Below are 15,034 nucleotides of genomic sequence, written 5' to 3'. Positions count from 1 at the left end.
TGTTTAACGGAGAACGAACATGACCCACATCACCGCTGACCAGATGGCCCGTGTGAAGGCCACGGCCCCCGTCCTCGCCGTGCACGGCGCGACGATCACGAAGCATTTCTACCAGCGCATGTTCGTGCGCCATCCGGAGCTGAAAAACCTGTTCAACCAGACGCACCAGAAGAGCGGCAGCCAGCCGGAAACGCTCGCGAAGGCGGTCTACGCGTATGCGGCGAACATCGACAATCTCGGCGCGCTCGGCGGTGCGGTGTCGCACATCGCGCACAAGCACGCGAGCCTGAATATCCGCCCCGAGCATTACCCGATCGTCGGCGAGAACCTGCTCGCGTCGATCGTCGAGGTGCTCGGCGACGCGGTCGATGCGGAGACGCTCGAGGCATGGCGCGTCGCGTACGGCCAGCTCGCGCAGATCCTGATCGGCGCCGAGGCCGACCTGTACGCCGGCGCCGCGTGGAGCGGGTTCCGTCCGTTCAAGGTGGTACGCAAGGTGCGCGAAAGCGACGAGATCACGTCGTTCTACCTGAGCCCGGCCGACGGCGGCACGGCGCCGACGTTCGAGCCGGGTCAGTACGTCACGGTGAAGCGCTTCGTGGGCGATCTCGGCGTCGACCAGCCGCGCCAGTACAGCCTGTCCGACGCGCCGCACGGCAAGTGGCTGCGCATCTCGGTGAAGCGCGAGGCCGGCAAGCCGGAAGCGATCCCGGCCGGCAAGGTGTCGACGCAGATGCATGACGGCGTGGAGGAGGGCGCGATCGTCGAGGTGACCGCGCCGATGGGCGAATTCTCGTTGAAGCGCGGCGTCGATACGCCGGTCGTGCTGATTTCGGGCGGCGTCGGCCTGACGCCGATGGTGTCGATGGCGTCGACGCTGGTTGCGCAAGGCAGCGCGCGCCATGTGCGCTTCGTCCATGCATGCCGCCTGGGCACGGTGCACGCGTTCCGCGACTGGTTGAACGATACGGTGCGCGAGCACGCGAACGTCAAGCGCACGGTGTTGTACGAACGGGTCGGCCCGAACGATCGCGTCGGCATCGACCACGACCTCGAAGGGCGTCTCACGCCGGAGCGCGTGCAGCAATACGCGCTGGTGCCGGACGCGGACTACTACATCTGCGGCCCGATCGCGTTCATGAAGGCGCAGCGCGACGCGCTGGTCGCGCTGGGTGTCGCGCCGGAACGCATCAATACCGAGATCTTCGGTTCGGGCGCGCTCGAGTGATGCGCGAACGGACGGTCTCCGGCCAGTAAAAAAGCCCGGCGCGAGCCGGGCTTCGATTTTGTCGCGTGCATGACGATGTCAGGCACGCAGCATCAGCGTGGCGTGATAGCGCCATACTTTCGGATCGGCGCTGACGAGCGGCATGCCTTCATGGAGTGCCTGCGCGACCATCACGCGGTCGAACGGATCGGCATGATCCGGAAAATCCGGCAGCGCGGCGACTCCCTCAACGTGATCGCTGCTGATCGGCAACTCCGCAAAGCCTGCGAGCCGGAACGCCGAACGTGCATCGCGCGGATGGACGGGCAGATTGCCTTTGCGATATTTGATCGCGATTTCCCAGATGGACGCGGCGCTGACGTACAGCGTGTTCTCGGGGTGCTCGATCAACGCGACCGCAGTCGCCGAAAGTTGCGGCGCGCCTTCGGCCGCCCATAGTGCGATGTGCGTATCGAGCAGCAGCTTCATGGTGCGAGTCCCCGTTCCGAGCTGGCATCAAAGTCGGAAGCGATCGATTCGTCGCCGGCATTGAATGTCTCGACGGTTGTCGGGATGTTCAGCCCGGCAAGCAATTGACGGGCGGCGCCGATCCGCTTCGGCGCCGCGTAAGGAACGATTCGGGCAACGGGATGGCCATTGCGGGCGATCACGACTTCGGACTCGCGCCCCAATTCAATCGCTTCGACGAGGCTTGAGAGCCGCGACTTGGCATCGTGCATGTTGACGGTCGGCATGGCCGCTCCCTGATTAGCTAGATGATGTTAGCTAGTCTAGCAGAGTGAAATGACGGCCGCAGGCTGACCGCATGGCCAACCCGCCGGCAGGCGGGCCATGGCGGTTCAGCCCGTTTGCGTCCGTCAGTTCCCGCTGCCGCGCGCGACGCGGCGCGCCTTGACCGATTCCGCGAGGCCTTCGAGCACCTTCACGCTGTCGTCCCACGCGATGCACGCGTCGGTGATGCTCTGGCCGTAGGTCAGCGGGCAGCCTTCCTTCAGGTCCTGGCGGCCCTCGACGAGGTGCGACTCGATCATCACGCCGACGATGCGCTCGTCGCCGGCCGCGATCTGGCGGCCGATGTCCGCGCACACGGGAATCTGGTTCTCGTGCTTCTTCGAGCTGTTCGCGTGGCTCGCGTCGATCATCAGGCGCGCGGCGAGGCCGGCCTTGCCGATGTCCGCGCAGGCCGCGTTCACGCTTTCCGCGTCGTAGTTCGGCGCCTTGCCGCCGCGCAGGATCACGTGGCAGTCCTCGTTGCCGGCCGTCGACACGATCGCCGAATGGCCGCCCTTCGTCACCGACAGGAAATGGTGCGGCTGCGACGCGGCCTTGATCGCGTCGACCGCGATCTTCACGTTGCCGTCGGTGCCGTTCTTGAAGCCGACCGGGCACGACAGCCCCGACGCGAGCTCGCGGTGCACCTGCGATTCGGTCGTGCGCGCGCCGATCGCGCCCCACGAGATCAGGTCGGCGATGTACTGCGGGCTGATCATGTCGAGGTATTCGGTCGCGGCCGGCAGCCCCAGCTCGTTGATCTGCAGCAGCAGCTCGCGCGCGGTGCGCAGCCCTTCGTTGATCTTGAAGCTGTTGTCGAGGTGCGGATCGTTGATCAGCCCCTTCCAGCCGACCGTCGTGCGCGGCTTCTCGAAGTACACGCGCATCACGATTTCCAGTTCGCCCTTGAAGCGCTCGCGCTCCTTCACCAGCCGGCCCGCGTATTCGATCGCCGCCTTCGTGTCGTGGATCGAGCACGGCCCGACCACGACGATCAGCCGGTCGTCCATCCCGTGCAGGATGCGGTGCATCGACTGGCGCGAGTTGTAGATCAGCTCGGACGCGGCTTCGGAGCACGCGAATTCGCGGATCAGGTGGGCGGGCGGCGTCAGTTCCTTGAGTTCGCGAATGCGGACGTCGTCGGTGTTGTGCGGGGGCATGCTGTTTCTCCTTTGTCGACCGGAGTTAGTGCTTCAGCAGTTACTCCGGTCCCATGCAAAGCTGTTGTGGGCGCCGACCAATTACTTCGCGTGCGGCAGATTCGTCAATTCAAGCGATTCAGTGATGTCGGTCGGGGCCGCGGGACCGCTCGGCGGCGACCGGGTGGCGAAGGGCGAAAAAAAACCGCCGGGTTCGCCGGCGGTTTTTTCGGGAATTTCGGTTGCGCTTTACGCGCCATCAACCCTCTCGATCCGCCAGCGGTCTGAGATACCAAAAAAAGTAAAAATAAAACTTGGCGGACATGACGGGGATTCGGTTCGTCAAAAAAGTTGATTCGGAATTTATACCCCGTCGCCGCGCGGCTGGCAACCGGGAAACGTCGAAAATGCGGATAATCCGCGCGCTTTCTTCAAAATGCGCGGATTGCCTGCGCCGCGATGCGGTTATGCCGTACCGCCGACCGTCATCTTGTCGATCCGCAGGGTCGGCTGGCCGACGCCGACCGGCACGCTCTGGCCTTCCTTGCCGCATACGCCGACACCGGTGTCGAGCGACATGTCGTTGCCGATCATGCTCACGTACTTCAGCGATTCGGGGCCGCTGCCGATCAGCGTCGCGCCCTTCACCGGGTAGGTGATCTTGCCGTTCTCGATCATGTACGCCTCGGACGCCGAGAACACGAACTTGCCGTTCGTGATGTCGACCTGGCCGCCGCCGAAGTTCACCGCGTACAGGCCGTTCTTCACCGACGCGATGATTTCTTGCGGATCCTTGTCGCCGTTCAGCATGTACGTGTTCGTCATGCGCGGCATCGGCAGCGCCGCATACGACTCGCGCCGCGCGTTGCCCGTGACCGGCATCTTCATCAGGCGCGCGTTCAGCGTGTCCTGGATGTAGCCCTTCAGGATGCCGTCCTCGATCAGCGTCGTGCACTGCGTCGGGTTGCCTTCGTCGTCGATGTTCAGCGACCCGCGGCGGTTCGGCAGCGTGCCGTCGTCGACGACGGTCACGCCCTTGGCCGCGACCTGCTCGCCGATCCGGCCCGCGAAGGCCGACGAGCCCTTGCGGTTGAAGTCGCCTTCGAGGCCGTGGCCGATCGCCTCGTGCAGCAGCACGCCCGGCCAGCCCGGCCCGAGCACGACCGTCATCGCGCCGGCCGGCGCGGGGCGTGCGTCGAGGTTGACGAGCGCCGCGTGCACGGCGTCGTCGACGTAGCTCGACAGGATTTCATCGGTGAAGTAGCCGTAGTCGAAGCGGCCGCCGCCGCCGCCGGAGCCGATCTCGCGGCGGCCGTTCTGCTCGGCGATCACCGTGACCGACACGCGCACGAGCGGGCGGATGTCGGCCGCCAGGGCGCCGTCGCTGCGCGCGACGAGCACGACGTCGTATTCGCCGGCGAGGCCCGCCATCACCTGCGTGACGCGCGGGTCGCGCCCGCGCGCCATTTTCTCGATGCGCTCGAGCAGCTTGACCTTGGCCGTCGCGTCGAGCGACGTGAGCGGATCGGACGGCAGGTACAGGTTGCGACCCGAGATGCCTTTCAGCGACGTTGCCGCCTTGATCTTCTGCCGGCCGCCGCCGGCCGCCGCGATCGCCTTGGTGGCCGCGGCCGCCTGCGCGATTGCCTCGGGCGACAGGTCGTCCGAGTACGCGAACGCGGTGCGGTCGCCCGCGACCGCGCGCACGCCGACGCCCTGGTCGATGCTGAAGCTGCCCGACTTGACGATGCCTTCCTCGAGGCTCCACGCTTCGCTGCGGGTCGCCTGGAAGTACAGGTCCGCGTAGTCGACGCGATGCGTGAAGATGTCGGCGATCGTGCGCGTGAGCAGGCTTTCGTCGAGGCCGTACGGCGTGAGCAGGATGTCCTTCGCCAGCGCGAGGTTGCGGATGCCGGGTTCGATGATGTTCATGCGGATATCGGGGTTTCTCAAAAAGTTGTCGGGTGCTTCTGGGCAGATGGGTTGGCCGCGCGGCGTTTCAAGCGGTGAAGCGGATTCAGGTCAGCACGCGATGCCGCCACGCGGGGAGGCTCTGGCGCACGTCGGCGATGCGTTGCGGATCGATCGCGCCGAGCACGACGCTTGCACCTTCATCGCGAACCGCGACGATCTCGCCCCACGGGTCGATCAGCATGCTGTGGCCCCAGGTGCGCCGGCCGTTCCCGTGCTTGCCGCCCTGGGCGGCCGCGAGCACGTAGCACTGGTTCTCGACGGCCCGCGCGCGCAGCAGCGTTTCCCAGTGCGCGCGGCCCGTCGTATACGTAAACGCCGACGGTACGACGATCAGCGCGCAGTCGCCCATCCTGCGATACAGCTCCGGAAAGCGGAGATCGTAACAGACCGACAGGCCGACCCGCCCGAACGGCGCGTCGAACGCGACGACCGCGTCGCCGGGACGGATCGTGCGTGCCTCGTCGAACGACTCGTCGCCTTTCTCGAAGTTGAACAGGTGGATCTTGTCGTAGCGGGCGGCCTCGTTGCCGGACGGATCGAACACGAGCGTCGTGTTCAGCACGCGATCGGGCTCCGGTGCCTTCAGCGGCAGCGTGCCGCCGATCACCCAGATGCCGTGGCGGCGCGCGGCGTCCGCGAGGAAGCGCTGGATCGGGCCGTCCTGGTAGGGTTCGGCGAGCGCGAGCTTGTCGGTGTCGCGGTGGCCCATGAAGCAGAAATACTCGGGCAGCAGCACGAGCTGCGCGCCTTCGCCGGCCGCTTCCGCGATCAGGCGGCGGGCTTCGGCGAGGTTGTGCTCGACATCCGGCGCGCTCACCATCTGCAGCGCGGCGACCCGAAAGGGTGTGGCGGAACGGGTGTGGTCGGTCATCGCGGGATCGGTTGCGTCATAAATGGGGTGCGGCCCGGCACCGTGCGCGTTCGACACGCGGTTCAATGGTCCGCCGCATCGGCCGGACCGTGATTCATCTTACCCTGATCGCCCCGCACCCGCTCGATGTGCGGGTGCGCCCACGAGCCGGTGATCGCGTAGTCGAGCGCGAACGCGTGCGACAGCGTCTCCGACAGCGCGTAGTTCGCGGCCAGCACGCCGACGCCGAGCAGCGGATTGATGATCGCCGCCGCGATCGCCGCCGTGCCGGCGCCGATCTTCGGCGCGACGTGCGCGCGCAGGTCCTGCGTCTCGGCGCCGAGGTCGACCGCGCCGCGCACCGTCACGTTCGCGGGCGCCGTCGTCATCGAGAAGTCGTCGGTGCGCGCGATCCCGTTCGAGATCCGGCCGGTACCCGTGATCTTGTCGAACGGCAGCCCCTTGCCGACCACGTCGCGGAAATTCAGCGTCAGGAAACGCGCGAGGCTCTGCAGGCTCAGCACGCCGAGGAGTTTCGCCGCGCCGGGATCGACCTTCAGGATCTGCCCGTGCTCGAGGTCGAGCGCGACCTGGCCGCCGAGCGACGGGAAGTCGAGCGCGGTCGGGCCGCCGCGCCAGCCGACCTTGCCCGTGACCGAACCGTGACCGCCCGCGAGCGTGCGCGGCAGGCCGACGCGGTCGAGCAATGCACCGGCGTTGTCGATGTCGAGCTTGAAGTCGAACACGGTGCGGCGCGGTGCATCGGTTTCGTCGGCGCCGCGGGCGAGCGCGCGGCGCGACGTGCGCCAGTTGCCGGTCGCCGTCAGCTTCGCGGCCGGGTTCGACAGTTCCAGCTTGTCGAGCTGCCACACGGGCGTGCCGTCCTCGTCGATGTTGCGCGCATTGACGACGAGGCGGCCGATGTCGTGGTCGCGCGCGACGACCTGGTCGACGATCAGGTCGACCGACGGCATCGGGCGGTCGGTCGGCGTCGGCAGGTTCATCGCGCGGCCGACGAGGTCGTGCTGCGCGCTGTCCGGGATCACGAGCTTCGCGAGCCGCGCGTTCAGCACGCCCGCGCCGTTGTGGCCGCCGCCCGGCGCCCACGACAGGTAGCCCGACACCTGGTTCGAAGCGATGTTCGCCTGCCAGAGCTCGTCGACGTGCGACGCGCCGACGATCACGTTCTCCCAATTGCGCTTGAGCAGCTTCAGCGTGCCGAAATGGAACGCGAAGCGCTTCGGCGCGAAGCTCGCGAAATCGACGCGCGGCGCGGCCTGCGGTTCCGGCGCGCGCGGCGTGTCGGGCTGCAGCGTGTGGGCGAGCGCGAGCCACGCGTCGGCGTCCAGCTCGTCGACGTCGACGGCGGCGCTCACGCCGTCCTGCGGCATGTCGGGCATCCGGTGAATGCCCATCGCGCCGCGCACCGCACGCAGCGGCTGGCCGCGCGTCGCGTCGAGCAGGTAGGTCGCGGACACGGGGCCGAGCGTCAGGTCGGCGTGCTCGAGGCGCTTGCCGTCCGCCTGCGGCGCCGGCTGCAGCGTGAAGCTGAACGGCATCGGCGTGCCGGCCGGCTTCGCGAACGGCGCCGGGAAGTTCAGCGCGACGCCCGTCAGGTCGGAATGCGCGCTGATGTCGGGCAGGCGGCCCGGCGCACCGCGCACGGCGACCTTGTACGGTGCGTCGCCGACCACGTGCTCGAGCAGCGCGGCGGCCGCGCCGTGCAGGTTCAGGCCGCGCGCGGCGTCGAGCGCGAGCCGGCCGTCGACGTCCACCGTGTACGGGCCGTGCGACTGGAAGTTGCCGTTCGCGTGTACCGGGCCGCCGAGGAAACGCCCCGACAGGTCGTGCAGCGACGCACCGGCCTCGGTGAACCGGACGCTGCCGCGCAGCGCGGACAGCGGCGGCACGCCGCTGGTCGACAGCGTGTTGCCGCCGAACGCGAGCGCGCCTTCGACGTGCGTATGCGGATGCGCGACGTGCTGCGGAATCGTGATCTTGAGCGCGAGCGACGCGGGCCCCTGCGCATCGATCCGCTGGCCGATATGCCCGCTCATCGTGCCGAGCGAGCTGTTGTCCGCGTAGTCGATCAGGTCGGCGAGCGGGCCCTGCGCATGGCCGTCGATGATGAGCGGCGAGTGGGTCGGATTGCCGAGATCGTCGATGCGGCCCACGACCTTCGTCAGCGCGACGCGCTTGTAGTGCGCGCGCTCGATGTCGAAGCGCAGCTTGTTCTGCGCGAGCTCGAGCACGCCGTCGATCCCGTCGAGCGCCGGCCAGACGCTCGGTGTGCCGTTCGCGAGCTTGCGCGGCGGGTACGGCGTCGGCTCGAAGCGGCCGCCGGTGAACGGCGCGACGATATGGAACACACCGGCGTCCGGCTCGTGTTCGAACGGGAATTTCTCGAGCGGGCCGCGGGCGACGATCGACGCGCCCTTGGTCACCTTGCCGTCCTGCAGCGCGTGGCCGAGATAGTCGCGCAGGTGCTCGGACATCCCGGTCGGCAGGTAGCGCGGAATGCGCGCCACCGAGGCGCGTGCGAAATCGGCGCGCAGGTCGAGCGAGCCGCGGCCGTGGCCGGGGTTCGTGTACGAGCCCGACACCGCGATTTCGGCATCGGGGTTCGAGACGAGCAGGTCGGGCAGCGTCACATCGACGCGCGCGTGCTTGTCGCCGGGCACGGGCGTGATCGCCCATTTGGCGTTGCCGCGCAGCCGGTCGAACGTCAGGCGCGGCTCGTCGAATTCGCCGGGTACCGTGACGGCCGCGTTGACCGTGTCGAAATGCGCGGTGCCGCCCGTCTCGGTCGCATCGACGCGACCCCACAGGTTCTCGATGCCCGGCCAGCCGGCGCGCGGGTGGCCGCGAGGCGACAGGCCGGGCGGCGGCTCCTGCGCGGCGAAGCTGATGCCCTGCAGGTCGCCGAGGAAGCGGTAGCGGACGATCGGCGCGGCGCCCGTGCGCCGCTCCTCGTCGGCGAGCTCGGCCCGTGCGGGTTTCGCGCGCTCGACCTCGATGTGATAGTTCGACACCATGCCGCGCGGGTCGATCTTGATCAGCTCGTTGCGCAGGCGCGCCGGCAGCGGCAGCCCGCGGATGAACTCGCTGAGGATGCCCAGATCGACGCGGTCGCCGACGACGCTGATCAACTGCCCCTGGCTGGCGGTCGGCACGCGGTAGCGGGCCGTGAGAGTCGACAGCGCGAGCGAGCGGGCGAGCGGCGTGCCGTCCGGCAGCGGCGGCTGGCCGAGCTCCGCGTTGAAGCCCGTCAGGTGCAGCGTGTAGTCGTGGCCCGCATCGAGCACCATGTCCCAGCCGAAGCCGACCGTCGGCACGTCGAGCCGCGGCTGCGTCGGGCGCACGCGCAGCACGACGTCGGCGCCCTGCAGGTCGCCGCCCGCCGAGCGCAGGTGGCCGTCGCTGAAGGTTGCCCAGATCGCGTTGTCGATGCGGCCCGCGTGGATCGTGAGCGGCACGTCGAGGTAGCGCGTGAGGGTCTGCAGGTCGACCGGACCCGTCGACAGGTAGGCGTCGCCCGTCCAGTTCGACGGCTTGCCGATCGGGGCGAGCGCCTTGTGCCGGAAGCGCGCACGGAAATCGAGCGGGCCGAGCAGCAGCGTGCCGCTCGCGGGCGCCTGCAGCGCGACCTTGTGCACGCGGCCGGCGTTGAGCACCGCGAGCCGGATGCCCGACAGCGCGAGTTCCGGCGCGTCGTGCTGCGCGTCGCGCCAGCGCAGCGTGCCGCCGCGCAGCACGATCGCCTCCTGCTTCAGCAGCCACGTGCCGAACGTGTCGTTGCCGCCGTGGGTGGTCGCCACGCCGACGCCCGCGACGCTCAGCGAGCCGTCGGCCGCCCGCGCGACCACGAGGTCGGGCTGGTCGACGATCAGGCTCGACAGCACGGGCGACAGCCGCAGCAGCGACATCCACGACAGCGCGGCCGTCGCATGCGGCACCGACAGCGCGACCTTGCCGTCATGGCCGCGGATCGTCAGGTTCGTGACTTCGACGCCCGGCTGCATGCCGGACCAGTTCGGGGAAAGCTTGCCGATCGAAAGCTGCGTATGGAGCTTGTCGGACACGAGGCGCTCGATGCGCGGGCGGAATTCGTCGATGCGGGGCAGCAGCACATAGCGCAGCCCGAGGAATGCGCCGGACGCGACGAAGTACGTGCCGATCCCGACTGCCAGCGTCACCCTGAACACGCGGCGCAGGACCGGATGATCGTGCTTCGGAGGTCCCGCTTCGGGCGCAGCTACGGCGGATTCCTGACGGTCGGACATGCGGCGGACGGGCGGCAATATGGTAATTTTGCAGATTGACGTTGAAATGTATCACACGGGTTCGTGCCGGCGGCCGTTGCGGCAGCGCGGCACGGGCTTTCCGGCGCGCGGTTTCGCGACGGACGCACGCGCGTCCCGCAAAACCGCGCCGAGTCCATGGAGCCTGTCGGGAGCGGGGCGCGCATGCGTTTTCCCGTGCCGGCCGGCCGTTCCGCCAGGCCCGCTTCTCGATGACCGACGCTTCCGCCCTGATCAGCACGTCCTATTCCCGTTACATTGCCCGCGCGGTTGCCGCGCGGCCTGCGCTGGCCGACCAGGTCGCCGCGTGGGCTGCCGCGCCGCTCGGCCGCGCGCAGCTCGACGCGCGCCTCACCGAGCTGCTCGCGGCGCAGGCCGGCGCGGCCGCGCCGACCGAGGAGCAACTGAAACGCGCGTTGCGGCAACTGCGTGTCGAGGCATTCGGCGCGGTCGCGGAGCGCGACCTGCGCGGGCTGGCGGACGTCGCCGAGGTGACGGGCGCGATGACCGATCTTGCCGAAGTGGCCGTGCAGCGCTCGCTCGCGCTGCTGTCGGACGAACTCGAGGCGCTGTACGGCGAGCCGCGCGGCGCCGACGGCCAGCGCGTCGTGCTCGGCGTGGTCGGGATGGGCAAGCTCGGCGGCCGCGAGCTGAACGTGTCGTCGGACATCGACCTGATCTTCGTCTACGAGGACGATGGCGAGACGACCGGCGGCGCGCGCGCGCCGCTGTCCACCCAGGAATACTTCACGCGGCTCGGCCGGCGCCTGATCGGCGTGCTGTCCGAGGTCACGGCCGACGGCTACGTGTTTCGCGTCGACATGCGGTTGCGTCCGAACGGCGATTCGGGGCCGCTCGTCTGCAGCCTCGGCATGCTCGAGGAATATTTCTACGTGCAGGGGCGCGAGTGGGAGCGCTATGCATGGATCAAGGGGCGGCTCGTGTCGGCGGGCGACAGCGACGCGGCGCGGCGGCTGGAGTCGCAGCTCGAGTCGATCGTCAAGCCGTTCGTGTACCGCCGCTATCTCGATTTCGGCGTGATCGGCGCGATCCGCTCGCTGCACCAGCAGATCCGGCAGGAAGCCGCTCGCCGCGCGTCGATGCGGCCCGACAAGGCGGACGACATCAAGCTCGGGCGCGGCGGGATCCGCGAGATCGAGTTCAGCGCGCAGGTGTTCCAGTTGATCCGCGGCGGCCAGGATGCGGAATTCCGCGTGCGGCCGACGCTCGCGGTGCTGCGCCATGCGCAGGCGCGCGGGCTGATCGGCGAGGACGTACGTGCGCGCCTGACCGACGCTTACAACTTCCTGCGCACGCTCGAGCACCGGCTGCAGTACCGCAACGACGCGCAGACGCACGCGATGCCGGTCGAGCTCGACGAACGCGCGGCGCTGGCCGCGTCGCTCGGCTTTGCCGACTATGCGGCGCTGATGACGGTGCTGGATGGCCACCGGACTTTCGTCGAGGCGCAGTTCCACGAGATCTTCGCGGACAAGGTGAACGGCGGCGCCTGCGCGGCAGGCGACGACACGGCGGCCGCGTGGATCTGGAGCGGCGCGCTGGCCGACGACGGCGAGGACGACGCGCAGGTCGCGCGCCTCGGCGGCCTCGGCTTCGCCGATCCGGCCACCGTGCTCGCGCGGCTGCGCGCGATCTGGCAGTCGTCGCGCTATACGGGCCTGCCGGAAAAGAGCCGCCAGCGCTTCGACAGCGTCGCGCAGCGGGCGCTCGAGGCCGCGCCGCGGATCGACGCCGCGCGCCGTGACGACACGATCGTGCGCCTGTTCGACCTGCTCGAGACGGTCAGCCGGCGCGGCGTCTATCTCGCGTTGCTGACCGAATATCCGGCCGCGCTCGAGCGCGTGCTGTCGGTGCTCGGCGCGACGCGCTGGGGCGGCGGCTACCTGATCCGCCATCCGCAGTTGCTCGACGAGCTGCTCGACGACGAAGTGATCGCGAGCCCGTTCGACTGGCCCGCGTTCAAGGATGCGCTGCGCGCGCGCCTCGCGGCGGCCGACGGCCCCGAGCAGCAGATGGACCTGCTGCGGCACGCGCAGCACGCGGAGGTGTTCCGGATCCTGCTGATCGATCTCGCCGGGCAACTGTCGGTCGAGCACGTGAGCGACCGCCTGTCCGAACTGGCCGACGCGGTGCTCGACGTGACGATCGAAGTCGTCTGGTCGCAGCTTGCGAAGCGCCATCGCGACGTGCCGAAGTTCGCGGTGATCGCGTACGGCAAGCTGGGCGGCAAGGAGCTCGGCTACGCATCGGATCTCGACCTGATCTTCCTGTACGACGACCGCGACGAGCGTTCGGCGGACGTCTACACGACCTTCACGCGGCGCCTGATCACGTGGCTCACGACGGCGACCGGTGCGGGCGCGCTGTTCGACATCGACCTGCGGCTTCGGCCGAATGGCGAGGCCGGGCTGCTCGTCACCGATCTCGACGCGTTCCGCCGCTACCAGTTGCGCGAGGGCGACGCCGCGAATACCGCGTGGGTATGGGAACACCAGGCGCTGACGCGCGCCCGCTACAGCGCGGGCGACACGCAGATCGGCGCGGACTTCGAGGCGATCCGCCAGCAGGTGCTGACGACGCCGCGCGACGGCGGCGTGCTCGCGAAGGAAATCGTCGACATGCGCGGCAAGGTGTTTTCCGGTCATCCCAACCAGACCGAGCTGTTCGACCTGAAGCACGATCGCGGCGGGATGGTCGACATCGAGTTCATCGTCCAGTACTGGGTGCTGCTGCATGCGTCGAGCGACGCCGAGCTGATCCGCAACACGGGCAACATCGCGCTGCTGCGCGAGGTCGCGCGCTTCGGGCTGATGGGCGAGGACGAGGCCGAGCGCGTCGGCGCGGCGTACCGCAAGTACCGGAAGCTGCAGCACAAGCTGCGGCTCGACGGGATGGAGAAGGCGCGGGTCGATCCGGCCGTGGTGGCCGACGAGCGGGCGGCCGTGACGGCGCTGTGGACCCGCGTGTTTGGGGCGGTTGAAACGGACGTTTGAATGGAAGCGGAGCGGCGCGCCGCATCGACCCGCGCGCCGCGCTGAAAGCCCAAACCGTGCGGGCCCGTCCGGCGGGAATCGGGTCGGCTGGCCGCCGCGTCAGGCCGCCAGCATTTCCTTCGCGTGCTTGCGCGTCGTGGCGGTGATCTCGAGCCCGCCGAGCATGCGCGCGACTTCCTCGATCCGGTTGGCCCGGTCGAGCGCGACGACCGTCGACACCGTGCCGCCGCGGTCGTCGGCGCCCTTCGCGACCTGGAAATGGTGGTCGCCGCGCGCGGCGACCTGCGGCAGGTGCGTCACGCACAGCACCTGGCGGTCGCGCCCGAGCTGGTGCAGCAGGCGGCCGACCACTTCGGCGACACCGCCGCCGATCCCCGTGTCGACTTCGTCGAAGATCAGCGTCGGCGTCGGGCTCGCCGCGCTTGCGATGACCGCGAGCGCGAGGCTGATCCGCGCGAGCTCGCCGCCCGACGCAACCTTCGCGAGCGGCCGCAGCGGCACGCCGGCATGCCCGGCAACGCGGAACTCGACCTGCTCGAGCCCGTGCGGGCCGCCGTCGGCGAGCGGCGCGAGCGCGACTTCGAAACTTCCGCCCGCCATCGACAGTTCCTGCATGCCGGTCGTGACGGCCGTGCCCAGCGCCTTGGCGGCCTGCGCGCGTGCCTTGGACAGGTGCCTGGCGTCGGCGAGATAGGCTTCCCGCGCCTTGGCCTGCGTCGCCTCGAGCGCGCCGAGATCGGCGGCCGCGTCGAGCGCGGCGAGCTGCGCGCGGCGCGCCGCATGTTCTTCGTGCAGCGTGTCGGGCGGCAGCCGGAACTTGCGGGCGGTCGAGTGCAGCGCATCGAGACGCGTTTCGACCTGCGCGAGCCGCTCGGGGTCGAGATCGACGCGCTGCGCGTAGTGCGACAGCGAATAGACGGCTTCCTGCAACTGGATTTCGGCCGGCTCGAGCGACGCGAGCGCATCGCTGAGCGCGGGGTCGTAGTCGGCGAGGCTGCGCAGCTTCGACACGATCGCGCCGAGCTGCGCGAGCATCGCGTCGTCGGACTCGGACAGCGCGTTGAGTGCGCCGCGCACCCCTTCGATCAGGTTCGCCGAATGCGACAGGCGCTTGTGCTCGTTGCTGACTTCGTCCCATTCGCCGGCTTGCGGCGCGAGCTTGTCGAGCTCGGCGAGCTGCCACGCGAGCTTTTCGCGTTCGAGCTGCAGCTCGCGCTCGTGCGCCTTCGCGGCGTCGATCGCCTGCGTCGCGTCGCGCCACACGCGCCACGCGCGCGCGACGTTCGCGGCATCGGCGACGAGCCCCGCGTGCGTGTCGAACAGCTCGCGCTGCGCGTCGGGCCGCATCAGCAACTGGTGCGCGTGCTGGCCGTGGATGTCGACGAGCATCTCGCCGAGTTCGCGCAGCTGCGCGAGCGTCGCGCTGGTGCCGTTGATGAACGCGCGCGAACGGCCGCTCGCGTCGATCACGCGGCGCAGCATCACGGTGTCCTCGGCGTCGAACGCGTGTTCGTCGAGCCAGCGCGCGACGCGGTCGTGCGGCGTGAATTCGGCCGTGATGTCGGCGCGGCCGCAGCCGGTGCGCACGACGCTCGCATCGGAGCGTTCGCCGAGGGCGAGGGCAAGCGCGTCGATCAGAATCGATTTCCCGGCGCCGGTTTCGCCTGAAAAGACGGAAAAGCCGCGATCGAATTCGAGATCGAGCGCGGCGACGATGACGAAGTCGCGGATCGAGAGGTGGCGGAGCATGGTATCGG

Annotated in this window: 10 protein-coding genes; 3 read left to right on the top strand and 7 right to left on the bottom strand. The window is 69.1% G+C overall.

The genetic code is table 11. The annotated features are described in order from the left end of the window. The first annotated feature begins 19 nt into the window (after positions 1-19). Entirely contained in the window at positions 20-1,228 is a 1,209-nt protein-coding gene (gene hmpA, locus BFF94_RS18985) for an NO-inducible flavohemoprotein (protein ID WP_128842317.1), read from the top strand. A 78-nt stretch (positions 1,229-1,306) separates the two neighbouring features. Here hmpA and BFF94_RS18980 read toward each other — a convergent pair whose 3' ends face one another. The 3 genes from BFF94_RS18980 to aroG form a co-directional block, all read right to left on the bottom strand. Continuing rightward, positions 1,307-1,696, bottom strand: a complete 390-nt coding sequence (locus tag BFF94_RS18980; RefSeq protein WP_128842319.1) for a type II toxin-antitoxin system VapC family toxin — start codon at positions 1,694-1,696, stop codon at positions 1,307-1,309. Further along, on the bottom strand, positions 1,693-1,962 hold the full coding sequence (locus BFF94_RS18975) for a type II toxin-antitoxin system Phd/YefM family antitoxin (RefSeq protein WP_128842320.1): 270 nt from the start codon (positions 1,960-1,962) through the stop codon (positions 1,693-1,695). Before BFF94_RS18975 ends, BFF94_RS18980 begins: the two co-directional genes overlap by 4 nt. Positions 1,963-2,085: 123 nt before the next feature. Continuing rightward, entirely contained in the window at positions 2,086-3,159 is a 1,074-nt protein-coding gene (gene aroG, locus BFF94_RS18970; protein ID WP_128842322.1) for a 3-deoxy-7-phosphoheptulonate synthase AroG, read from the bottom strand. Here aroG and BFF94_RS18965 point away from each other — a divergent pair. Further along, positions 3,158-3,493: a hypothetical protein gene (locus BFF94_RS18965; RefSeq protein WP_219139661.1), complete on the top strand. Its 336-nt coding sequence runs from the start codon at positions 3,158-3,160 to the stop codon at positions 3,491-3,493. The genes aroG and BFF94_RS18965 overlap by 2 nt on opposite strands. A gap of 110 nt (positions 3,494-3,603) precedes the next feature. On the opposite strand, the gene tldD is transcribed toward BFF94_RS18965, so the two are convergent. From tldD to BFF94_RS18950, 3 genes are all read right to left on the bottom strand, one after another. Then, a complete protein-coding gene (tldD, locus tag BFF94_RS18960; RefSeq protein WP_219139660.1) occupies positions 3,604-5,070 on the bottom strand; it encodes a metalloprotease TldD in 1,467 nt (488 codons plus the stop codon). A gap of 85 nt (positions 5,071-5,155) precedes the next feature. Further along, positions 5,156-5,983 carry a carbon-nitrogen hydrolase family protein gene (locus BFF94_RS18955; protein ID WP_128842326.1) on the bottom strand — a complete coding sequence of 276 codons (828 nt, stop codon included), beginning with the start codon at positions 5,981-5,983 and terminating at the stop codon, positions 5,156-5,158. 62 nt (positions 5,984-6,045) lie between these two features. After that, positions 6,046-10,245 (bottom strand): YhdP family phospholipid transporter, encoded by a 4,200-nt coding sequence (locus BFF94_RS18950; RefSeq protein WP_219139659.1) that lies wholly within the window; start codon positions 10,243-10,245, stop codon positions 6,046-6,048. 230 nt (positions 10,246-10,475) lie between these two features. Between BFF94_RS18950 and glnE the strand changes: the two genes are divergently transcribed. Beyond that, positions 10,476-13,277, top strand: a complete 2,802-nt coding sequence (glnE, locus tag BFF94_RS18945) for a bifunctional [glutamate--ammonia ligase]-adenylyl-L-tyrosine phosphorylase/[glutamate--ammonia-ligase] adenylyltransferase (RefSeq protein ID WP_219139658.1) — start codon at positions 10,476-10,478, stop codon at positions 13,275-13,277. 99 nt (positions 13,278-13,376) lie between these two features. Here the strand turns inward: glnE and recN are convergent, their stop codons facing one another. Then, the gene (gene recN / locus BFF94_RS18940) at positions 13,377-15,026 is read right to left on the bottom strand and encodes a DNA repair protein RecN (RefSeq protein ID WP_128850815.1); all 1,650 of its coding nucleotides are present in this window, start codon (positions 15,024-15,026) and stop codon (positions 13,377-13,379) included. Positions 15,027-15,034 lie beyond the last annotated feature (8 nt).

The organism is Burkholderia catarinensis (assembly GCF_001883705.2).
Taxonomy (GTDB): Bacteria; Pseudomonadota; Gammaproteobacteria; order Burkholderiales; family Burkholderiaceae; genus Burkholderia; species Burkholderia catarinensis.
Note: the sequence above shows the minus strand (reverse complement) of the source record. Positions and strands in the feature narration are given on the sequence as shown.

Excerpts from the sequence above, each read along its gene's own strand:
- BFF94_RS18975 (WP_128842320.1), bottom strand. The coding sequence starts at position 1,962 with ATGCCGACCGTCAACATGCACGATGCCAAGTCGCGGCTCTCAAGCCTC.
- hmpA (WP_128842317.1), top strand. The coding sequence starts at position 20 with ATGACCCACATCACCGCTGACCAGATGGCCCGTGTGAAGGCCACGGCC.
- glnE (WP_219139658.1), top strand. The coding sequence starts at position 10,476 with ATGACCGACGCTTCCGCCCTGATCAGCACGTCCTATTCCCGTTACATT.
- BFF94_RS18980 (WP_128842319.1), bottom strand. The coding sequence starts at position 1,696 with ATGAAGCTGCTGCTCGATACGCACATCGCACTATGGGCGGCCGAAGGC.
- BFF94_RS18950 (WP_219139659.1), bottom strand. The coding sequence starts at position 10,245 with ATGTCCGACCGTCAGGAATCCGCCGTAGCTGCGCCCGAAGCGGGACCT.
- recN (WP_128850815.1), bottom strand. The coding sequence starts at position 15,026 with ATGCTCCGCCACCTCTCGATCCGCGACTTCGTCATCGTCGCCGCGCTC.
- aroG (WP_128842322.1), bottom strand. The coding sequence starts at position 3,159 with ATGCCCCCGCACAACACCGACGACGTCCGCATTCGCGAACTCAAGGAA.
- BFF94_RS18955 (WP_128842326.1), bottom strand. The coding sequence starts at position 5,983 with ATGACCGACCACACCCGTTCCGCCACACCCTTTCGGGTCGCCGCGCTG.
- BFF94_RS18965 (WP_219139661.1), top strand. The coding sequence starts at position 3,158 with ATGCTGTTTCTCCTTTGTCGACCGGAGTTAGTGCTTCAGCAGTTACTC.
- tldD (WP_219139660.1), bottom strand. The coding sequence starts at position 5,070 with ATGAACATCATCGAACCCGGCATCCGCAACCTCGCGCTGGCGAAGGAC.